At 62.0% G+C, this 21,622-nt stretch carries 19 protein-coding genes; 14 read left to right on the top strand and 5 right to left on the bottom strand.

Annotated features, from left to right (window positions below):
- The first annotated feature begins 179 nt into the window (after positions 1-179).
- Positions 180-2,432: an AAA family ATPase gene (locus ACZ5YA_RS07555; protein WP_464092295.1), complete on the top strand. Its 2,253-nt coding sequence runs from the start codon at positions 180-182 to the stop codon at positions 2,430-2,432.
- Positions 2,429-4,714: an nSTAND3 domain-containing NTPase gene (locus ACZ5YA_RS07550; RefSeq protein WP_464092294.1), complete on the top strand. Its 2,286-nt coding sequence runs from the start codon at positions 2,429-2,431 to the stop codon at positions 4,712-4,714. The genes ACZ5YA_RS07555 and ACZ5YA_RS07550 overlap by 4 nt, the downstream gene beginning before the upstream one ends.
- Positions 4,715-4,947: 233 nt before the next feature.
- Here ACZ5YA_RS07550 and ACZ5YA_RS07545 read toward each other — a convergent pair whose 3' ends face one another.
- Positions 4,948-6,162, bottom strand: coding sequence for an MFS transporter (locus tag ACZ5YA_RS07545; protein ID WP_464092293.1), 1,215 nt, complete (start codon positions 6,160-6,162; stop codon positions 4,948-4,950).
- A gap of 226 nt (positions 6,163-6,388) precedes the next feature.
- Between ACZ5YA_RS07545 and ACZ5YA_RS07540 the strand changes: the two genes are divergently transcribed.
- A complete protein-coding gene (locus ACZ5YA_RS07540; protein WP_118932191.1) occupies positions 6,389-7,303 on the top strand; it encodes a LysR family transcriptional regulator in 915 nt (304 codons plus the stop codon).
- 57 nt (positions 7,304-7,360) lie between these two features.
- On the opposite strand, the gene ACZ5YA_RS07535 is transcribed toward ACZ5YA_RS07540, so the two are convergent.
- Positions 7,361-8,410 carry a mandelate racemase/muconate lactonizing enzyme family protein gene (locus ACZ5YA_RS07535; protein ID WP_464092292.1) on the bottom strand — a complete coding sequence of 350 codons (1,050 nt, stop codon included), beginning with the start codon at positions 8,408-8,410 and terminating at the stop codon, positions 7,361-7,363.
- A 198-nt stretch (positions 8,411-8,608) separates the two neighbouring features.
- On the opposite strand from ACZ5YA_RS07535, the gene ACZ5YA_RS07530 reads away from it, so the two are divergent.
- From ACZ5YA_RS07530 to ACZ5YA_RS07510, 5 genes are read left to right on the top strand one after another with little or no spacing between them, the layout of a single operon-like run.
- Positions 8,609-9,376 carry an ABC transporter permease gene (locus tag ACZ5YA_RS07530; protein WP_059373204.1) on the top strand — a complete coding sequence of 256 codons (768 nt, stop codon included), beginning with the start codon at positions 8,609-8,611 and terminating at the stop codon, positions 9,374-9,376.
- Between the two features lie 29 nt (positions 9,377-9,405).
- Positions 9,406-10,263: an ABC transporter ATP-binding protein gene (locus ACZ5YA_RS07525; RefSeq protein WP_464092291.1), complete on the top strand. Its 858-nt coding sequence runs from the start codon at positions 9,406-9,408 to the stop codon at positions 10,261-10,263.
- Between the two features lie 34 nt (positions 10,264-10,297).
- A complete protein-coding gene (locus tag ACZ5YA_RS07520) occupies positions 10,298-11,296 on the top strand; it encodes an ABC transporter substrate-binding protein (RefSeq protein ID WP_464092290.1) in 999 nt (332 codons plus the stop codon).
- On the top strand, positions 11,293-12,960 hold the full coding sequence (locus ACZ5YA_RS07515; protein WP_464092289.1) for a GMC family oxidoreductase: 1,668 nt from the start codon (positions 11,293-11,295) through the stop codon (positions 12,958-12,960). Before ACZ5YA_RS07520 ends, ACZ5YA_RS07515 begins: the two co-directional genes overlap by 4 nt.
- Positions 12,957-13,676, top strand: coding sequence for a GntR family transcriptional regulator (locus ACZ5YA_RS07510; RefSeq protein ID WP_118932169.1), 720 nt, complete (start codon positions 12,957-12,959; stop codon positions 13,674-13,676). The genes ACZ5YA_RS07515 and ACZ5YA_RS07510 overlap by 4 nt, the downstream gene beginning before the upstream one ends.
- A gap of 60 nt (positions 13,677-13,736) precedes the next feature.
- On the opposite strand, the gene ACZ5YA_RS07505 is transcribed toward ACZ5YA_RS07510, so the two are convergent.
- The gene (locus tag ACZ5YA_RS07505; RefSeq protein WP_118932193.1) at positions 13,737-14,534 is read right to left on the bottom strand and encodes an aminoglycoside adenylyltransferase family protein; all 798 of its coding nucleotides are present in this window, start codon (positions 14,532-14,534) and stop codon (positions 13,737-13,739) included.
- Between the two features lie 136 nt (positions 14,535-14,670).
- Here ACZ5YA_RS07505 and ACZ5YA_RS07500 point away from each other — a divergent pair, with 136 nt between their 5' ends.
- From ACZ5YA_RS07500 to ACZ5YA_RS07475, 6 genes are all read left to right on the top strand, one after another.
- A complete protein-coding gene (locus tag ACZ5YA_RS07500; protein WP_464092288.1) occupies positions 14,671-15,282 on the top strand; it encodes a hypothetical protein in 612 nt (203 codons plus the stop codon).
- A gap of 23 nt (positions 15,283-15,305) precedes the next feature.
- Positions 15,306-16,313 (top strand): hypothetical protein, encoded by a 1,008-nt coding sequence (locus tag ACZ5YA_RS07495; protein WP_464092287.1) that lies wholly within the window; start codon positions 15,306-15,308, stop codon positions 16,311-16,313.
- Positions 16,314-16,372: 59 nt separating this feature from the next.
- On the top strand, positions 16,373-17,581 hold the full coding sequence (locus ACZ5YA_RS07490; protein WP_464092286.1) for a hypothetical protein: 1,209 nt from the start codon (positions 16,373-16,375) through the stop codon (positions 17,579-17,581).
- Positions 17,582-17,666: 85 nt separating this feature from the next.
- Positions 17,667-18,083 carry a VOC family protein gene (locus ACZ5YA_RS07485; protein ID WP_047351049.1) on the top strand — a complete coding sequence of 139 codons (417 nt, stop codon included), beginning with the start codon at positions 17,667-17,669 and terminating at the stop codon, positions 18,081-18,083.
- Between the two features lie 84 nt (positions 18,084-18,167).
- Positions 18,168-18,515 carry a hypothetical protein gene (locus ACZ5YA_RS07480; protein ID WP_052952275.1) on the top strand — a complete coding sequence of 116 codons (348 nt, stop codon included), beginning with the start codon at positions 18,168-18,170 and terminating at the stop codon, positions 18,513-18,515.
- A gap of 52 nt (positions 18,516-18,567) precedes the next feature.
- Positions 18,568-18,804: a tautomerase family protein gene (locus ACZ5YA_RS07475; RefSeq protein WP_047351050.1), complete on the top strand. Its 237-nt coding sequence runs from the start codon at positions 18,568-18,570 to the stop codon at positions 18,802-18,804.
- A 66-nt stretch (positions 18,805-18,870) separates the two neighbouring features.
- On the opposite strand, the gene ACZ5YA_RS07470 is transcribed toward ACZ5YA_RS07475, so the two are convergent.
- Positions 18,871-19,797 carry a hypothetical protein gene (locus ACZ5YA_RS07470; protein WP_464092285.1) on the bottom strand — a complete coding sequence of 309 codons (927 nt, stop codon included), beginning with the start codon at positions 19,795-19,797 and terminating at the stop codon, positions 18,871-18,873.
- 155 nt (positions 19,798-19,952) lie between these two features.
- The gene (locus tag ACZ5YA_RS07465) at positions 19,953-21,566 is read right to left on the bottom strand and encodes an NAD(P)/FAD-dependent oxidoreductase (protein WP_059373186.1); all 1,614 of its coding nucleotides are present in this window, start codon (positions 21,564-21,566) and stop codon (positions 19,953-19,955) included.
- Positions 21,567-21,622 lie beyond the last annotated feature (56 nt).

Raw genomic sequence — 21,622 nt, 5'->3', positions numbered from 1 at the left:
AAACAATGAGACCAAGCTGCGTTGGCCGTGACGGCCCAAGCTGGATGCGGTTTCCTCAAAAACGAGTGAATATCCTTTGCGACGCTGGGCGCAAGGTGGCTTCGTAGTGCGTATGCTTAAGTCCGTTTCGCTAATTCTCGCGTTCGGGGGGACTCGCAATCGGCGCGAAAGGGGATAAGATGCTATCTGATATTTCTATAACAAACGAAGCTAGTTACGGGGCAAATACGCAACGTCTGGCAGGACTTCGCTCAATCAATTTTATTTTCGGTACCAATGGATCGGGTAAAACGACTATCTCGCGTGTCATTGCAGACCCCGCTTCAAAACCCGCCTGCGCTGTTACGTGGACCGGTCAGCCACTGGAGCGTCTTGTCTACAATAGTGACTTCTGCTCTCGGAATTTCGCTCAACAGATGCCTGGCATTTTCACGCTAGGGCAGGCGGAGGCTGAAACGCTTGCCAAGATCGAAGCGGCGAACGCCCAAGTGCAATCCCTGACCCGAGACATTGCTCAACTCCAAAATACCTTGGGCGACGTAAGCTCCGGCAAGCTCGGGGAACTCCAGACTTTAAGGACTGGCATAGAACAGAAATGCTGGGAGATCAAGACAGTCCACGATCCTCATTTTCAAGAGGCATTCACTGGCTTCCGAAGTTCAAAGGCTAACTTTTGCGACAAGATCCTGATGGAGTGGGCGCAGAACTCTGCTGAGATTGTCCCGCTTGACGAGCTCAAACAACGTGCGCTGACAATTTTTGAGGAAGGGCTCGAACGTCTTACACCCATCGTAGTGTTTGACGCCAACGACCTTGTGGTCCTTGAAGGCTCGGCAGTTCTCTCGAAAAAAATCGTAGGGAAAGAAGACATCGACATCGCTGCACTTATACGTCGCCTCGGCAACAGCGACTGGGTGCGGCAAGGCCTTGGTTATGTAGACGAAGCGGGCCCGCAGTGCCCATTCTGCCAGCAGGAGATGAACGACTCTCTAAAAACAAAACTGAATGACTACTTTGACGAAACCTATCTTGCTGATATCGCAGCAATCGATCGCATAAGGGACGCATATGATGCTCACTCCAAAACCCTTTTGTCTCGGCTCGCGTTGATCCACAGTGCGGGAAGCAAGCATCTTGATCTGGTAGCGTTTCGCGCCGATATCGATCGACTCTCGGCACGGTTAGAGTTGAATCTTCGGCAAATCGACCGCAAACGGAACGAGGCAAGTTCGCAAGTCACGCTTGAGCCCGTTGGTGAAATCGTCGCCTCCCTTCAAGATGCTATCTCCAACGCGAATACTGAGATAGGTAAGCACAATGCGACAGTTGACAATCTGGCCACCGAGCGGGCCACTCTTATATCGCAAATCTGGAGATGTTTACTTGAGGAGTCGAGGCTCGCATTCACTGACCACGATACCGCGAAAAGGGGGATTGATCGTGCAGTTACTGGCCTGACGGCCGGTCTTGCTTCAAAGCGAGCGGCGCTTGCAGAGGCCAGTAACGAACTTGCCGCGTTGGAACGCGAAGTAACGAGTGTTCAACCAACCGTTACGGAAATTAACGCCATTCTAAGATCGTTCGGCTTTACGGGTTTCCGCCTCGCGACCGCTGGCCAACATCAAAACCTCTATGAAATTGTAAGAGGAGATGGGAGCGAAGCTGCTACCACCCTTAGCGAGGGAGAGCGCACCTTCATCACTTTCCTCTACTTTTACCACCTCATTAGAGGCAGTATGAACGCAAGCGGGATAAACGCGGAGCGAGTCGTCGTGTTCGATGATCCTGTCTCTAGCCTTGACAGCGATGTGCTCTTTATCGTCAGTGCTCTGATCAAACGTGTGCTCGATGAGGCTTGCCGAGGGACTGGGCTTATTAAGCAGGTCTTTCTATTGACGCACAACATCTACTTCCATAAGGAAGTATCTTTCGATCCCAAGCGCGGCACAGAATGCCGAGCACATGAGACGTTTTGGATCGTGCGGAAAGTGAACGATGTATCCGTAATCACCAGCTACAATCACAACCCTATCAGTACTTCTTATGAGCTCCTTTGGGCTGAGGTCAGATCGCCGAACCGATCAAATATCGCGATCCAAAACACGCTAAGACGCATCCTCGAGAACTACTTCAAGATTCTCGGAAACCTCGATAAGGATGACATCTGCGCGAGATTCGAGGGTCGCGACCAGCAAATATGTGGTTCGCTATTTACTTGGGTGAATGATGGATCGCACAGTTTCAACGATGATCTGTACATTTCTGTCGATGAAGCGATGGTCACCCGTTATCTCGATATTTTTCGCAGAATCTTCGAAGTCACAAATCACCTCGCGCATTATGAGATGATGATGGGACCACAAGCGCTAGCTACTCTAGCACTTGCGAATGAGAACACAGCCACCGACGCAGTGGACGAAACGGCAGCATGAGTTACGATTTCAAAAATCTATCATCGGCCGACTTTGAGGATCTTGTTCGAGACCTCATAGGACGAGAAGAAACACTTCGCTTCGAAGCATTCTGCGCAGGGCCGGATGGCGGCATTGATGGCCGGCACGCGCAGGCTAATGGTAACGTCATTCTACAGGCGAAGCATTATGAAGGTTCGCCGTTCGGTAAGTTGATAGCCACTATGAAGCGTGAGCGATTTTCAATCGATAAGCTCGCTCCGATTCGCTACATTTTAGCGACTTCCTGTAAGTTCACCCCACTTGGAAAGGGTAAGCTCGCTCCGCTTATAGGGCCCAGCCTGAGGTCGGAAGCGGATATTTTTGGTCCGGAGGACCTCAACGGTCTTCTCCGGAAGTACCCAGATATTCTCAAGTCGCACATCAAACTGTGGCTTTCAGGTGCGGGTGTTCTGGACCGAGTCGTACGCGCGGCGGCCCATACCTTTGCAGCGTTCACGCAAGAAGATATTGAACAGAAGGTCCGTGTCTACGCATCAAACCCGAGCTTCGATGAATCACTGGCTACGCTGGAGAAGCATCGGCTTCTTATCATCTCAGGGCCCCCGGGTGTTGGTAAAACGACACTGGCCGAGATGCTGTGTTACACCTTCCTGAGTGAGGAGTGGGAGCTCGTTCCCATCCGTAGTCTAGAGGACGGCTTCGCGGCCATTAGCGACAGCAAAAAGCAGGTGTTCCTTTTCGACGACTTCCTAGGAAAGGTTGCCCTCGACCGGCAAGCTCTGGCGCACAAGGATTCTGATTTAGCGCGGTTCATGAGCCGAGTACGTCGCTCCCCAAATGCTCGTTTTATCCTGACGACGCGGGGGTACATCTTTGAAGAAGCCCGGAGGGTTTCCGAACATCTTGGCGACCAGCGCCTCGATGTAACGAAGTACGTTCTCGATGTTGGTGTTTATACTCGCCGGATTAAGGCGAGGATTCTTTACAATCATCTACTCGTGTCAGAGACACCGCAGTCGCATATCCGTGCGCTATTGGAAAGCAAGAAGCTTGCGGAAATTGTTGATCACAAGAACTATAACCCGCGTGTCATCGAGGCTATGACCGATGCATTTCGCATTGGTGATATCGAACCCGCAGACTATGCTGTGGCCTTTATCGGTGCTCTGAATAACCCTAGCCAGATTTGGGATACCGCATTCCGGACACACATCGATCATCGGTGCAGACACCTCTTGATGGCGATGTTTTTTCTCACGGAGTATGGGGTGCCCCTTGGCACGCTTCGCTCGTCTTTCGAGCCCTTACATACAGCGATGAGCACAGCCTATGGCCTACCGCACGGGCCTAAGGACTTCGAAGAAGCCCTTCGCATCCTAGAAGGTAGCTTCGTCAACATTGTCAACATCAGCGGACCAAGGGTTTCTTTTCTCAATCCTTCGCTCAAGGATTATCTCTCATCCTATCTGTTGGACACAGAGCTATTAATTCGTCTTGTCCCTACAGCCGTCTCCATAGACTGGTTGTCGAGTTTGTGGGATTTTGTGTATCCGCGCGGTCTTAGCGAAGACGATCAAACAAAGATCGCCCTAGCCTGCGCTGGCATGCTGGATATGATCGAAACGCGTCCGCACTGGCGCCCGCGAGCTGGCGACGCGCGGTCGCTTGAATACAACGATGCCGCAAACTCCAAACGGCTGGGGATGTTGATGGACTGGTGGCGGCTCACGAACGAGCGGGCATTTGCTGACAGCATCATGGCGATTGCCCGCAATCCACAGCAGGGCTTTGGTGCATGGTCAGATGGAGAGGCCTTGATCGACATATTTTGTCGGCTAGGTGACAAGGCATATGGGCGGCCATTCATATACGAAACCGAATTATTGGAGCTCCTTGAGAAGGCCATCACGGACACTATACGCTGGTGTTCGAGTGACATGCTCTCCACGCTCGTGGATGCAGTGGATGCAGCGCAAGGGCTGCCGCCCAGCATCAACCATGCCTTGCAGGCCGCTGTGCTGGAAGAGTTCGAGGAGAATACCAGTCGCATCAGCGAGGATGATAGCGAGTCCTCCTTATCGGATCGTATCGATGCCCTCAAAAAGTTCGCGCCCCGTTTCGGTGTGCCGGAAGATGTTTTGAGTAGCGCCGTCTCAGCCATCGAGGACCGAATCGGCGAGATTGAAGACTGGAGCAGTCCCGCTCCCTCCCCGAGTTTCCCACCGTCGAACGAGAGAGAGCGGGAGAAGTTTGACGATAGAGCTCTTCGAGACCTTTTCACTCCTCTCTTGGATCGGTAGTCTAATGTAAAGTTATTGCCGTTTAGGCCGTTCCATTCAGAAATGGGACCATCTTCCTGACATGGTATTTATTATGGCATTGTCGATAGGCTTTTTTCTAACCATCTGATTTTAATGTAAATTAATTATAAAAATATAATTGAGTGGGAGTGATCCCGCTGTTGTCTTGCGGTGAATGAAAGAGGCGCTTCGGCGCCTCTTTCTCTTTGAGTCGGGAGATGAGAGCGCTGCCGTCAGCCCCTCAATCGCACCAATAATGCTCCCAGCGCCGTGACCGTCGCCAGCACCGTCACCGCCATCCATCCGAACTGTGCATACAGCAAGGCTGCCAACGCCGACCCGACGGCCATGCCGATGAACATGCCGGTGAACAGTACCGCGTTGAGCCGGCTGCGGGCATTGGCGTCGATGCCGTAGATGATGGTTTGGTGCGCGATCAGTGCGGCCTGTATGCCCAGGTCGAATCCGATGGCGCTGGCGACCAGCAGCCCTAGCTGCGCGCCGGGTGCCATGAACGGGGCCACTCCCATGGCGGCGAAGGACGCGACGACCAGGCCTGCACCCAGACGGGTGACCAGCGGGGCGCCGTGGCGGTCGGCGATGCGTCCGGCGATGGGAGCGGCCATGGCTCCTGCCGCGCCGGCCAGTCCGAAGGCGCCGGCGGCGGCCGCGCCCAGGTGGAAGGGCTCGTCATGCAGCATGATGGCCAGGGTGGACCAGAAGGCGCTGAAGCCGATAGACAGCAGGCCTTGGGCCCAAGTGGCGCGGCGCAGTGCGGGATGTTGCCGCCATAGCGCGGCCAGCGATCGCAGCAGCGCGAAGTAAGGCAGTTGCGTGCTGGCTTCGAAGCGCGGGAGCTGGCGCTTTGCGGCCAGGCCTACGAGCGCGATGCTGGCGGCGGCGGCCGCGAACATGGCGCGCCAACCCCAGTTCTCGGCAACGAAGCCGCTGACTACCCGGGACAGCAGGATGCCCAGCAGCAGGCCTGTCATCACCGTGCCGACGATTTTGCCGCGATGCGCGGCTGGCGCCAATGTTGCGGCTGCCGGAACGATGTCCTGTGCCATCGTTGCGGACACGCCGACGGCCAGGCTGGCGGCCAGCAGCGTCGGCAAAGAGGGCGACAGAGCCGCGAGCAGCAGCGCGGCGAACAGGATGGCGGCCTTGGTGAGGATGATCCTGCGCCGGTCATGCCGGTCACCCAGCGGCGCCAGGAAGAGGATGCCCAGGGCATAGCCCAACTGGGTCAGTGTTGGCAGCAGTCCGACCGACTGGGGAGAGGCGCCGATGTCCGGGGCCAGCACTCCCAGCATGGGCTGGCTGTAGTACAGGGATGCGACCGACAGGCCGGCGCTGCCGGCCAGCATGAAGGTCAAGCGTAGTGGCAGCCCCGAGGAGGCGGCTGAATCCTGATCCTTGGCGGCGGCGGTAATTTGCGTGGAAGGCATGTTGGTGTGTTCCAGGGGCTCAGTTGGCGGCCGCCACGGCGGCCTGTTGAAGGGCTTGCAGGAACGCCGCGGGCGGTTGCGCACCGCTGACGAGAGAATCGCCGATGCGCAGGGATTTCACGGCGTGGCTCCTTGCGTTGAGAGGAACGCCAGATTAGTCTTTGCGTAAAAATCAATGAATCGGTCTATATCGCAACGTAGGATTGCGTATTTCGCAAAGATAACCATGGACAAACTGCAAGCCTTGCGCGTCTTCCTGGACGTGGCCGAGTCAGGAGGATTCTCCAAAACCGCGCGGCGCCTGGGGGTCGCCACGTCTTCCGTCACGCGGCTGATCGATACCCTGGAGGCGTCTCTCGGTACCGCGCTGCTGACCCGGTCGACGCGCCGGGTAACGTTGACCGACGCAGGAGCGACTTACCTGGAGCAGGTGTCCAGGGTTGTGTCGGATCTGGAGGAGGCCGACGGCAGCGTGTCGGACGTTGGCGCGGTCGCGGTCGGACCCTTGCGGGTTTCCTTGCCAGTGACCTTCGCGCGCTTGTGCCTGGGACCCTATATCTCGGGTTTCCTGCGCGAGAATCCGCGCGTGTCACTGGATCTGGTGCTATCCGATGCGTATGTGGACCTGGTGGCGGAGCGGATCGATGTCGCCGTCCGCATCGGCACACCGGACTTGCAGCCTCAATTGATCGTGCGCAAATTGGCCGAGCACCGGCGCTATGTGGTGGCCAGCCACGAGTACCTGGAGCGGCACGGCACGCCCACTGCGCCTGAGGAGTTGACACAGCACGACTGTCTGCGATTCGCCCACCAGGCCGGGCCGCAACGCTGGTCGTTCCTTCGCGGCGATGACGAGGTGCGGCACGTGGAGGTGCAGGGGCGTTTGGCCGCCAACAACTCGGACATGCTGCGCGAAGCTGTGCTGGATGGGCAGGGCATCGCGTTGCTGGCGGAATGGCTGATCCGGGAGGACGTGCGGGCCGGGCGGCTGCGCCGGTTCTTCGAGGACTACGAGGTCAATCCTCAAGAACAGAGTGTGTGCGTCCATGCGGCGTATCTACCGAATCGCAGGCACTCCAAAAAGGTCCAGGTATTTCTCGACTTTCTCCAGATGCGTCTTGCGAGGAGCACGGCCGGCTGACGTCAGGCCCTGTTGAACCCCGCGGCCCGGACAATTGCAGGCCTTCTTTTCGGGATGTTATGAACGCACACCGCAGATATCGCGCAATTGCGCGATATCCGGCTGCACGCCCAGCCCCGCCGCGTTTCCGAGCTGGGCCTCTCCTTCAACGATCGCACCCAATGCCGGGCTGAGAGCCGCGCGCAGCGGGTTCTCGTTGGCATCGATTTCAAGCATGCCGCCGGCTCGTCCCCGCGCCGCCAGAATGTGCGCCGACGCAAGCTGGCCGACACCCGCGCCAAGGAAATGCGGGCAATAGCGCAGTCCGGCCTCGTGAATCCTGTCGATCACGGGCAGGCAGCCGGATATGCCGCCCCATTTGGCCAGGTCCGGCTGCACGACCTTGAGCGTCCTGCTGTTGATCATGGCCTCGAAGGCGTCTGGACCGATGAGGTTCTCTCCGGCTGCGAGGGGGATATCCGTTTTTTCTGCCAACTGCGCCCAGTCCGATAGCGGGCGATCGGCGCGCAGCGGCTCTTCCAGCCAGCGCGGCGCGAACTCGCTGAAGCGGCTGCTCATGTGTAGAGCGCCCGGCAGATCCCAGGCCTGATTGGCGTCCAGCATGAGCTCGCTGCCCGAGGGCAGCCGGGCGCGCACCGTTCTGACATTGGCGAGGTCCCGCTCCTCGCCAAAGCCCACCTTGAGCTTGAAGGCACGATAGCCCTCCGCGTGTTTTGCGAGCACCGTATCTTCGGGGCGGTCAGGGTTGATGCCGCTTGCATAGACGCGGATCACGTCCGAGGCGCCGCCCAGGAATTGCCATAGCGGCGCGCCGGCCCGGCGCGACAGCATGTCCCACAAGGCCAGGTCGATGCCGGCGATCACTTGCGCGATGGGGCCAGGTTCGCCGGACTGGATGGCGAGTACCGCGGTGCGCGCGCTCATGTGGGCAAACGCGGCTTCGGCCGAGGCGTAGGACTGGCCGACGACCAGCGGCGCGACCACGGTTTCAAGCAGGCGGGCGCGGTGTTCGGCGCCGCAGCCGGGAAAGTTGCACCAGACCTCTCCCCAGCCGACCGCGCCGTCCGCATCTTCTACCCGCACGAGCAGGGCGGGGCGGTCATGCATGGTGCCGAACGAGGTTTGTACCGGACGCTTGACCGGCCATCGCAGGACGTAGGCCTGGATACGCGCAAGCGTGAATGGTTCGATGGCCCAGGCTTGATTCGTATTAGGGTTTGTCATGGCATGAAGATATTAAGTGCTGGTCTATAGTATGTTCAGCACTTACGGATTGCAACTCAGGTCTAACCCTCTATACACACCATGCGCCTTCCGTCCTTTATCTCGCGCCCGCTGCTCATCGCGGCGCCATGGCTATGCATCCTCTTGCTGTGGCTGGCGGTGCGCGCCAGCGGGCTGGTCAGCCCCGCGCTCGTGCCTTCGCCCGCCGCGGTCGTCGAAAAGTTCATAGAGCTCTCCAAGGACCGGCTGTGGCTGGACATCTGGATGTCGGCCCGCCGCGTTTTCACCGGAGTCGCGCTAGGCATCCTGGTGGCAGTGCCTGTTGGTTTTTGCCTGGGCTGGTATCGCGGGCTGCGGGTCTTCATCGATCCCGTCATCAATTTCTTCCGCGCGCTCCCGCCGATCGCGCTGATTCCGCTGGTGATCGTCTACTTCGGCATCGGCGAATCGGCCAAGACCGTCATCCTGTTCTATGCCTCGTTCTTTGCCGGCGTCATCGTGATGTACGAGGGCATCGCCCAGATCAGCCCGATCTTCGTGCGCGTCGCACGGACGCTGGGCGCCAATGATGTGGAGATCTTCATCAAGGTCATCGTCCCGTTGACCGTGCCGCACATCCTGACCGCCATCCGGGTGGCGCTGGGCGTGGCCTGGGCCACGCTGGTGGCGTCCGAACTCATAGCGGCCCAGCAGGGGCTGGGGGCGCTGATCCAGAATGCCTCCTCGTTCTTCCAGCTGGACGTGATCTACGTCGGGATCATCTGCATCGGCCTCATCGCCATGCTGATGGACCTGGCGCTGAGGGCCGCAAGCCGGCGCCTGGTCGCGTGGCAAGACCGTATCGCCTGAGACCATCCCGGACATTCAAGACCATGACCATGAGCACTCAACTGCGCAGCGTGGATACCGCTACGCCGAAGCCTTCCCAGGAACCGGAAGTCAGGATCAAGTTCGACAACGTTACGGTGGACTTTCCCACGGCCACAGGCCCCATGAGGGTGGTGGATGGCGTGACGCTGGACATCCGGGATGGCGAGTTCGTGTCGATCATCGGCCCCTCGGGTTGCGGCAAGACGACCTTGATGAACATCGTCGGCGGCTTCGTGCAACCCACCTCCGGCTCCGTGACGCTGGATGGGCAGCCTGTCACGGCGCCCGGACCCGACCGCGGCGTGATCTTCCAGGAATATGGCGTCTTCCCGTGGCTGACGGTGCGCGGCAACATCGAGTTCGGCATGAAGCTCGCGGCCAACAAGACGAGCCCGCGGGAGCGCGCCGAGATCTGCCAGCGCTACATGAAGCTGATGGGCCTGAGCGATTTCGCCGATCACTTCCCGAAGCACCTGTCCGGCGGTATGCGGCAGCGGCTGGCAATCGCGCGAGCCTACGCCGTCAAGCCCCAGTTCCTGTTGATGGACGAGCCCTTTGGCGCGCTGGATGCGCAGACCCGGACCGCGATGCAGGACCTGCTGCTCGAAGTGCTGCAGACCGAGGGCAAGACGGTGATGCTGATCACCCACTCGGTGGAAGAGGCCATCTACCTGTCGTCGAAGATCGTCGTGGTCACGGCGAGGCCTTCCAAGGTACGCAAGGTGATAGAGGTGCCTTTCGGCTACCCCCGATCGGAGCGGGTCCACGAGGACCCGCGCTTCGTCGAGCTGAGCCGCGAGATCCGGGAGCTGGTCATGTTCGAGTACGAAGCCCAGGCCCGCCAATCCGTCCGGCCGACCGATTGAGACTGCGTCAGCAGCCCCACCACAAGGAGACACCATGAAGCTCGACCGCAGAACCTTACTCAAGGCCGGCATGGCCGCTTCCATCGCAGCGATCGCGGCGCCCGCCATAGGCCAGGCGCGCAAGAAACTGCGCGTAGGCTACCTGCATACGCCCGCCGTCGACGGCCACTTGTGGCTGGGCTTGCAGATGGGCAGCTACGCCAAGCATGGTTTGGAACTGGAGCCCATCGTCTTCACCACGGGGTTGGAAATCTTCCAGGCCATGATAGGCGGCAGCCTTGATGTGCTGGCCACCGGCGCGGTTGTGTCGAACTTTCCAGCCCGAGGCCAGGGCAAGGTCTTTCTCGTGAACGACATCGAGTACGGCACTGCCCAACTCTGGGTCCGCGACGAGTCGATCAAGACCGTGGCCGACCTGAAGGGCAAGCAGATCTCCACGACCACGGGCACGACCGCCCATGTGTTCCTGGACCGGGCCTTGCGCGCGGCCAAGCTGGACCCGGGCAAGGACGTGCAGATCGTCAACCAGCGCATGGCCGACGCCGTGACTTCGTTCGTCTCCGGCGCGGTCAGCGCGGTCGCGCTGTGGGTGCCGTTCGACACGATCGTCCGGTCCAAGGTGTCCAATGCGCGCATGCTGATCGACGCTTCCGCGTTCTATCCGGAGGCGGCGATCATGGGCGGATGGGCGGCCAGGAACGATTTCTACGAAGCCCAGAAGCCGGCCATCCGCAGCCTCATCGCCGCCTGGGGCGAGGCCAACGACGCCATCGTGAAAACCCCGGATGCCGCGGTGGAGACGCTGCAGAAGACACAGTACAAGGACGTGCCGCTGGCCGAGTTCAAGGCGCAGTTCAAGCAGGCCAAGTATTTCTCCACGGCCGAATGGCGCACCAAGTACGAAGACGGTTCAGTGACCCGCTGGCTGCAGCAGGTGACCGACTTCTTCGCGCAGGTCGGGAACATTCCGAATCCGGTTCCGGCGTCGCGCTACTTCGATCCTTCAGCCTATCTGGAGGCGATCAAGGCATGAGCATTCCGGCTGGGACGGGCTTTGACTACATCGTCATTGGCGGCGGCTCCGCCGGATGCGTGCTGGCCAATCGGCTCAGCCGCGATCCTGCGGTGCGCGTGCTGCTGCTGGAGGCGGGAGCGGCCGCGCACAATTTCTGGCTCAAGCTGCCGGTGGGCTACTTCAAGACCATCTACGATCCGCGGTTCTCCCGGCTGTTCCCGGTCGAAGCCCAGGCCGAGACCGGCGATCGCACCATCCTGTGGCCGCGCGGCAAGGCGCTGGGCGGGTCTAGCGTGATCAACGGCTTGTTGTATATCCGCGGGCAACATGAGGACTACGACGACTGGGCCGATCTCGGCGCGACCGGCTGGGCCTATCGGGACGTGCTGCCGTATTTCAAGAAATCCGAGCGCTACGACGGGGGCGAGTCCGAGTACCACGGGGGGGCCGGCGAACTCCGCGTCTCCAATCTGCGCAATGAACATCCCTACACGGCTGCGTGGGTGGAAGCGGCAGTCGAGGCCGGCTGCCGGCGAAATGACGATTTCAACGGCGCCGAATCGGAAGGGGTGGGACCTTACCAGTTGACCCTCGGCAGCCGTTGGCGCTGCGACGCCGCGACCGCCTTCCTGTATCCGGTCCGGTCGCGTCCGAATCTGGTGATCGAAACCGGCGCCCATGTCACGCGCATCCTGATCGAAGGCGGCCGGGCGCTGGGCGTGGAGTGGGTGCAAGAGGGCCAATTGAAGCGTGCGATGGCGGATGCCGAGGTGGTGCTTGCGGCGGGCGCGCTGCAATCGCCCCAGGTGCTGCAGCTTTCGGGCGTGGGCGATGCGGCGCTGCTTGCCAGGCACGGCATCGCGGTTGCGGCGCACGCGCCGGAAGTCGGCCGCAACCTGCAGGACCATTACCAGGCGCGCGTGATCGTCAAGCTGAAGCGGCGCATGTCGCTCAACGACGCGGTGCGCAATCCGCTCAGCCTTGCGGGCATGGGAGCGCAGTGGCTCTTCAAGGGCAGGGGACCGCTCACGGTGGGCGCGGGCCAGGTGGGGGGACTGGCGGCGACCGAGCACGCGGTCGGCGGCCGGGCGGACATTCTCTTCAATGTCATGCCGCTGTCGGTCGACAAGCCCGGCGACCCGTTGCACCGGTTTTCCGGTTTCTCCGCGTCGGCGACGCAATGCCGGCCCGATTCGCGCGGCACCGTGGAGATCGTGGGCACGGATCCATTGGCATCGCCGCGCATCGTCTCGAACTATCTGACCGAGCCGCGCGATGCGAAGGTCCTGGTCGCGGGCTTGCGCATGTTGCGCGACATCTATGCCCAGCCGTCGTTCCGCGATCTGGTGACCGGCGTGGAGTACCTGCCGGGCAACGATGTCACGACCGCCGCCGCATTGGAGCAATTCGCGCGCAACAAGGGCGGCACCGTGTTCCATCCCGCCGGCACCTGCCGCATGGGCGGGGATGACGGGGCTGTGGTCGATGCGCGCTTGCGCGTGCGCGGGATCGAGCGCTTGCGCGTCGTCGATGCTTCGGTCATGCCCCGCATGGTGTCGACAAACACAAACGCCGCCGCGATCCTGATCGGCGAGAAGGGCGCCGCGCTGATCCTGGAAGACGCGCGCGGCGCGGCCCGGCCGCAGGCGCGTGATATAGTCGCGGACACTTTGACGCCATGATTCTCGACACTGCCCAAGCCCCTCTCTACGTTCAACTTTCGGATCTGTTCCGGCAGCGGATCCTGAAGGGTGTGTGGAAGAACGGCGAGAAATTGCCCTCGCTGGACGCGCTGGCCGAGGAGTTCCACGTGGCCAAGGTCACGGTGCGCCAGGCGATCGAAAGGCTCACCCGCGACGGACTGCTTTCACCGCAGCGGGGGCGCGGCACCTTCGTGACGGGCGCGCCCCAGGACAACCGCTGGTTCCGTGTCGAGACCACGCTCGAGAACCTGTCCAGCGTCTATCGGGATACGCACCCGACCATCCTCAATATCGATGAGTCCACGCGCACGCCATTGCTGAACGATTCGGACGGCGTCGCGGCGGACAAGTATGTCTTCATGCGGCGCATTCACGCCCGCAATGGGCAGCCGTACTGCGTCATCAACATCTACCTGGACGCCGCCATCTTTGCCAAGCACCCTGCGCGCTTTCGCAAGGAAACCGTCATCCCCATTCTGATGGGGATGTCCTCGGTGGATATCGTCTCTGCCCGCCAGGTGCTGACCATTTCGACCGCCGATGTCGAGGTGGCGCGGCATTTGGGCATCAATGTGAATGCGCCGGTGGCGGAAGTCCGGCGCGTGTTCACCGGACCGGACCGCCGCGTCATCTACCTGGGCGAAGTGACGTATCGCGGCGATTTCGTGCGCATGGAAATCGACCTGAAGCCGTGATGCCTGAAAGGCTGCCCGCCGCATCCGCGCTGGCAAGCAGGCCGTTCATGTGTTCCAGGGCTATCGGCTGCCGGCCAGTCCTTCAATAGCGGCGCGGGCGTGGGCAATGAATGCCGCGGTTTCGGCAGCGTGCCGTTGCGCCAGATCGTCTTCCTCTAGTCCCAGATAGATCGCGCGCGCCTTGCTCAGGACGGGGCGGTAGGGCGCTTCCAACCTCTCCAGCAGCCACGCAGCCGCCTGGTCCTTGGAGGCGATGCCCCCGGAGACGGCCGTGTACCAGATGCGCGCCAGCGCGAGGATGATGTGCTTTTCGTCGCCCGCCCAGTCCTCGGGCGTGTTCCACTGCGCGACGGTGTCCAGCAGTGCCCGCCTCAGGTCTGCGCGAGGGACGGCCTGGAGCAACTGGGCGGCCTCAGGGCCGACGATAGGGGTGCTGTGGCCACGGACCTTGGTGAGCAGGATGGCCAGATCGTGGTCCATCATGGGCGGTTCCACGACGCCCGTCATCAGATCGGTTCGCAGCCATTCGCCGAACTGGAGTTCGCGCCTGGCTGGGTGGCGCCAAGGCACGACGTGTTCCAGCGCCAGCACGGTGACTTCGAGCGCGCGCAAGTCGGGCGATGAACCGGGCGGGGCGGAGATCGCCAATAGCGCCGTGGCCAGCGCGCGCAGCACGGTTTCGTCCGGCGGCTGGGTCACGGTGACGAGCAGGTCGATATCGCTATGGGGTTGCAGCCCGCCGTCCACGGCGGAACCGAACAGGTGGATGGCGACGAGGCCCGCGCCCAGATGTCGTTCGATGAGGCTGCTGGCCGCTGCGACCTGGGGGGCGATTGAGGGAGGAACGAGATGAGCCATGCGTCGATAGTAGCGAAGTTCGCGCGCGGCCGGCAGGCCGGCGGCGCGCATGCCATGGCGGCAACGCCGGCACTGGTACTATGCCGGCGCAAGGCTCCAGTCCGATGATCCCCACAAGCCCACGACAGGCACCGAGATGATACGTTTATTGCTCCGAGCCGGCGCCCTGGCCGCAGGCGTCCTGATGGCAATGGCCAGCCAGGCGCAATCGCCTGCGCCAGCGCCCAATATTGGAGGCTGGCGCCAGGTGTCGGACAGCCAGTTCAACCGGCAATTCCATTTTTCGATGCTGCCCGGCGTCGCGGCCATCGGCAGCAACTGGGCGGTGTACGACTCCCGCGCAGGGAAGGTGGTGTGCTGCCTGGTCGTGGTAGGGTCCGAGGTGTCGGAAGAGCAACTGGGCAGCGTCTATGACATTCCGGGCCCCTGGGTCACCGACCTGACCAATGGCTGGAACCTGGACGCGGCGCCTTACCGGCCGCGGGTGCAGTTGCTGCGGGTTGATGGGGAGTTGCGCGACTACGAGTTCGCCGATGCGGGAGACGGTGTGGGCGGGCTGCTGGTGCCTGACCATGCCGACGCCGTCGCCGTCGCCGTCCGCACGCTGGAGATCGACGGGCAGCGCTATGCCGTGGAGCGTAAGGATTCGGCGCTCGCTGATGGCGATGGCGGCGTGTACACGTATAGTCTGCGTCCGGCCAAGGGCGGCGCGCCGCTGAAGATAGAGGTTCCCATCGGAACCTATTGAGTCCGGGAGGCGGCGATCAACGCATGAAGCAGACCCTGCAAATAGAAGATGCTCCGCTCACCGAGGACGACATTCTGCTGCTGCGCAGATGCTCGCGCGGCAGACGGTTGATGGCGGTGTTCGGCGTCTTCGTGGTGCTGCTGCTGGCGCTTTCCGTGTTGACCTTTGTCGTGCTCGGTCTGTCCGAGTGGCGCGCGCTGGATGTCGGCGGAGGCGCGGTACTGCTGGCGGGCATTGCGGTGATGGGAGCGCTGGCGGTGTTTTTCGGGCGCAAGCTGCTGCGCATTCCGCGAGGCTGGCGCAGCCTCGACCGGGCGTTGAAGGGACGGCTGGCCAAGCAGATCGTTTCAGGCCGGCTGACGTCGTTTGGTCCGGGCTCCTCGACGCCGGGCGTGTGCTACGGATTCGGCGAGCAGCGCGTGGAGGCCGCCTTGCCGTTCTGGAACGAGATCGCCAGCGACACTCGCAGCGGACACGGGCCCGCGACGGCCGTGGGCCTGACGGATCTGCCCGTGCGCCTGCACCTGCTGACCCTGCAGCCAGACTCGCCTCCCGTGCTGTTGCGGGCGGAGTACCCCATGAGCGCGGAGTCCCTGGTCGCTGTCGAGGAAATCAGCGATGCCGACCGTGCGGCCGTGCGCAGGGAAGAGTTGGATGCGCGCAAGTTCATGCTGATCTTTGCCCTTGTGCCGCTGGTGGGAGGGCTGTTTTTGCCGCCGCTGCTGTTCGTCGCGGCGATCTTTGCGATCCTGGGGATGCTGTTCGGCATGCGCAGCCGCAAGCTGCAGCGGGGACTCTACAAGCACGGCGTGCGGGGCGTGGTCGAAGAGGCCGTGGTCTACCGGCTGCGCAGCCCCAACTCCTCGATTGTCTCGCTGGTCCACAATTACCGCATCGGCGGCGTGATGTATCGGGTCGAATACCTGGGCGACGTGGTCGAACCCGGCAGGCGCGTCGAGTTCGAGTTCCTGGATGCGGGCCTGAACGGGCAGACTGCGCTGTTCTTCCGGGTGGATGGCGAGCCTGCGTAGACGTCAATGAATGGACGGGATGGCGACAAGCGGATCCCGCCGAGCAAAAGGAGAGTAGCGTGTCCGTACCCACAGACGTGTCCGGCGAGCCGGCGGGCTCGGTGAGCGAAGCAGGGCAGTATCAGGTGAGTCTGATCGCGCCGGGCAGCCATGTCTTCGCGAGGGAAGCAGGCCGCGGCAACCTGATCATCGGTCCGGCCTGCATGGGCGAGAAGGCCGATCTGCACGTGGCTGGCGAAGACGCCATCAACTGGGCGGTGTTCGATCCATTCTCCACGCCTGCCGGCTCGGCATGGCCGCGCCACATCGATTATTACGGCAACGACAGCGGCTTCTTCGGCTGGTCGCAAGGCCGCGAGATCGAGCAGTTCAGCTGGGCGCCGGCATTTTCGGACAGGCGCGCCATCGACGCCGGCGAGGCAAGAATCCAGACGCTGCATATCCGGCTGGACGCGGTGTCAGGGCATCTAGCCGCCAGACTGCCCCAGGTCCGCAACCTGGGGCTGTTTGGCGACCCGACGCGCATTACCGTGGCGGGGCCGCTGCCCGACATGCTGTCGCTGCAGCCTGCGCTGGGACGCCGGGCCGTCGGAGCTCCCTATGCCTTGCCCGACCTCGGCCCGCTGCAGAACGTGACTGCGCTGACGTTGCACGGCGCGCCGCTGGGACAAGCCATATCACTGCAAGGGATCGAGCGCTTTCCGCAGTTGGAGAGCCTGTCGCTTTGGGGCAGCTTCAGCGACTGCGGGGCGCTGGCCCGGTTGTCGCGCCTGACGAGTCTGGAGATCCGCTACATGCCCGATCTGGCCGGGTTGCCGGAACTGGCCAGCTGGCCTCTGCTGGACAGGTTCATCGCCTTCAACGTCGACGAAGCGGCGGGCAAGCGATTGAAGGCACAGATGACGGCGAGGGCGAAGGTCCGCGCTTGGGGCGGCTACAGCTCCGTCTCCAAGCTGCGCAAGCAGGAGTGGTGGCAGAGCGAATACGGCCGGCCATTCTCGGGCTGGAGCAGCCGCATGGCGAAGTCGGCGAACACCGCCTATGACAAGGCGCAGGCGGCGCTGGAAAGCGCCGGCAATCCCGCCGAGGTCCAAGTCGCAATCTCTGCCTTCGCCAGCCACTTCAATGGCATGAAGGGCATCGAGACCATGGAGCGCGAAGACATCGGCGAGGCGGTGTGGCAGTTCAGCCAGCTTGCCCTGGTCGAACGGTTGGGCGTAAGCGAAGAGCAGGCGCAGCGCTGGTTCGACGAGGCGAGGGATTACTGAGAGGCGTTGCTTCCCGCCCGGCGTTGCGGCCCGCGCATTCCCGCGCGCGCTATTCTGGCAGTCGGACTCACTTTCGGAGCAGCTCATGGAACCAAGAATCACGGTCATCACGCTGGGCGTCGATGATCTGGAAAAATCGGTGGCTTTCTATCGCGATGGGCTGGGGCTGTCGACCGAGGGCATCATCGGCAAGGAGTTCGAACACGGCGCGGTCGCGTTCTTCGACTTGCAGAATGGCGTGAAACTGGCCGTGTGGCCGCGCGCGAGCATGGCTGCCGACACGGGCATTGCGTTGCGGCCGGGCGGCTCTCTTGAATTCACCTTGGGACACAACGTGCGTTCCAAAACCGAGGTGGACGCGGTCATGCTGCAGGCTAATGGCGCGGGCGCCACCGTGGTCAAAGCCGCAGGCGATACCTTCTATGGCGGCTACGCGGGCTACTTCATGGATCCGGACGGGCATTTGTGGGAAGTGGTCTACAACCCTCAGATGCTGCCTTAGGAATAGTCGCGTAGCGCTCTGTTACGGTGACAAAGGGCCGCTTCCTTTAAGCTCCGCGAGTCTCAATTCTGATGGAGCTGGCGCATGTTCAAGCCCTTGATTTCCGTGGCATCGATGGTTGCATTGTTGGGAATGGGCGGCATGGCCCGGGCCCAGGATCTGGTCCTGCCTTCCATTCCCGAAGCCACGGATGCGATCGTCGACATGCTGGCGGACACGGGCATGCCGCGGCCGTCCAAGGTCAAGCTGGGAACCTGCATCCCTGCGGTGGACGCCACCTATCCGGGCCAGGTCGCCTGCACGGTCGCGGTGACCCTGGGGGCTGCGGTCAGCGAGAACCAGATGGATTTCTACAAGCAGGACGGCAAGTGGAAAGCGCAGCCCAGCGTTTCCCAGGATAAGCTGCCGTTTCCTGATCCCAAGCTGGATTGAGAACGACCTCCGGCGTGGCGACGGGCACAGGCACTTCAACCAGGAGAAAGTCATGCCGTTCGTCAGTATCCGCATTACCCGCGATGGCGTTACCGCCGAGCAGAAAGCGCAAGTCATCCGCGAAGTCACCGAGACGCTCGAACGCGTGCTGCACAAGCCGCCGGAGTGGACGCACGTCGTGATCGAGGAAATCGACACGGACAACTGGGGTTTCGGCGGTGTGACGACGACCGAGATGCGGGCGGGCAGGGTGCCGACGCCGGGCGCCAAGCCGCAAAGTGGCGGCTAGGGACAACTACCCGCCGTGCCAGGCCTGGGCCATGCCCCAGGCCTGTGAGCCGCAAGGGCTTTGGCGCTATTGGGGCTGACGCTCCAGCGCCATGGCCGGCTTTTGCAGCTTGCGATAGGCCATAACCAAGGTCAGGGAAAACAAGGAAACCAGCAGCGCCGCCGCGGGCAGTTGCGGCAGCGCGTCCCGCGGGAAGACATAGGCCAACAGCGGAAACGCGTACACGGCGGGCATGCGCATCTCGAACAGGCGCAGCAGCAGCCACATCAGCGCCAGGTCCAGCAGGACCACCGTCATCCAGTCCTCGACCATCAGATACAGCGCCACGCCGACAGCGGCCGACAGGGTCAGCACCGCAGTCTGCTTGAACAGCATGCGCCACGAGTACATCTTCATGTGCAGGGACTCGTACACCACCACGGCCACTGGCGGCAGTACGGCCAGGTGCGTATTGCCGGCGAGCGCGGCGAGGCCGATTCCGGCCAGGATGATCGCGGCATAGGCGGCCATCAGCCTGGGCTGGACGGAAGCGGTGCGATCCGTGCTGGCGCGCAGCCGTCCCAGCATCACGCCCAGCATCAGTAGCAGGGTGCTGACCACAATGGCGGCAATGAATGACGGCTCGGTGGCGTTGGTCACCACCGGCAAAAAGCCCGTGGCCAGCGCAGGCGCCAAGCTGTAGCGCAGCAGCAGGAAGAACAGCAGCATCGCCGCCAGGACGAGCGCCAGTTTGGCGGTATAGGGTATGGCCAGCAGGTTGATGCCGAAGCCCATCAAGGCCGTTGCCGTGGGCCAAAGAAAGATCTTCTCGGGATGGCGCATCCAACCGGGCTCGCGGTAGACCCACAAGGCGATTGCCATGGCGGCGATCTCGGGCAGCACGATCTCGCGATCGTTCCAGACGGCGGCGGCCGCGACCATTGCAGCGATGAACGCGAAGGCGCAGAAATACGACAGGCGTGCCTGGCGAGGCGTGAGCGTTGCTTGCTGCATGGCGGAACCCTTTTCGAAAATGCGCCTGGCCCGCTGCGGTACACGAGGCAGTCGGGGCAATACGATGGCGTCAGTTTCAAGCTTGACACGATGGGAAGGTCAAGCGGCGGGGTTCAGCAGGCGCATTTCGCGGGCCCGTGCCGGGCCCGGCACGCTTACCCCTGCTGGCTCATGATGCTCAAGGCCACCGCCTCGGCGATCTTGATGCCGTCCACGCCCGCCGAGAGGATGCCGCCGGCATAGCCCGCGCCTTCGCCAGCCGGGAACAGGCCTTGGGTATTGAGGCTTTGCAAGGTCTCGTTGTCGCGCTTGATGCGGATGGGCGACGAGGTGCGGGTTTCGACGCCGGTGAGCACGGCGTCGTGCATGCCGAAACCCTTGATGGTCTTGTCGAAGACGGGGAGCGCTTCGCGGATGGCGCTGATCGCGAATTCGGGCAGCGCGGCGGCCAGGTCGGTCAGGTGCACGCCCGGCGTATATGAGGGCTGCACGGAGCCGAATTCGGTCGAGGCCCGGCCGGCGATGAAATCGCCGACCAGTTGGCCTGGTGCGCTGTAATTGCGGCCGCCCAGCTCGAACGCCTGGGATTCCCATTTGCGCTGGAAATCCACGCCCGCCAGCACATGTTCGGGGTAATCGACCTCGGGCGAAATCCCGACCACGATGCCCGCGTTGGCGTTGCGCTCGTTGCGCGAGTACTGGCTCATGCCGTTGGTGACGACACGGTCGGGTTCGGACGTGGCAGCCACCACGGTGCCACCCGGGCACATGCAGAAGCTGTAGACCGAGCGTCCGTTGCTGGCATGATGCACCAGCTTGTAATCCGCCGCGCCCAGGATGGGGTGGCCGGCGTTGGGGCCGAAGCGGGCGCGGTCGATCAGCGACTGCGGATGTTCGATCCGGAAGCCGATCGAGAAGGGCTTGGCTTCCATGAACACGCCCTGGTCGTGCAGCATCTGGAAGGTGTCGCGCGCGCTGTGGCCGATGGCCAGCACGACGTGGTCGGCCTCGATGTGCTCGCCGCCGGCCAGGGTCACGCCGGTGACGCGGCCGTTTTCCCGATGCAGCGTTTCGACCCTGCTGGAGAAGCGGACTTCGCCGCCCAGCTTGGTGATGGTGTCGCGCATGACTTCCACCATGCCGACCAGACGGAACGTGCCGATGTGCGGCTTGCTCACGTACAGGATTTCTTCGGGCGCGCCGGCCAGGACGAATTCCTTGAGCACTTTTTCGCCGTAGTGCTTGGGGTCCTTGATCTGGCTGTACAGCTTGCCGTCGGAGAAGGTGCCGGCGCCGCCTTCGCCGAATTGCACGTTCGAATCGGGGTTCAGGATGCGCTTGCGCCACAGGCCCCAGGTGTCCTTGGTCCGTTCGCGCACGGCCTTGCCGCGTTCCAGGATGATGGGCTTGAAGCCCATCTGCGCCAGGACCAGCCCGGCGAACAGCCCACAGGGGCCGGTGCCGATGACGATGGGGCGCTTGCTCAGGTTGGCGGGCGCCTGGGCGACGAACTTGTATTCGGTGTCGGGAGTGGGCTTGACGTTGCGGTCGTCGTGATAGCGCTTGAGCAGCGCCGCTTCGTTTTCGACGTCGACGTCCAGCGTGTAGATCAGCAGGATGTTGTGCTTCTTGCGCGCGTCATAGCTGCGGGAGGCAACGGTGTAGCCGCGCAGATCGCTGGCCGCTACACCCAGTTTCTTGAGAATCGCGGCAGGCAATTCTTCGGGCGTGTGATTCAACGGCAGCTTGATTTCAGACAGTCGCAACATCTTTGGTCCAGATAAATGGGCGAGCACAACGTCGCCAAACGCGAATTGTACTGGAC

The organism is Achromobacter sp. JCM 18799 (assembly GCF_055395645.1).
Note: the sequence above shows the minus strand (reverse complement) of the source record. Positions and strands in the feature narration are given on the sequence as shown.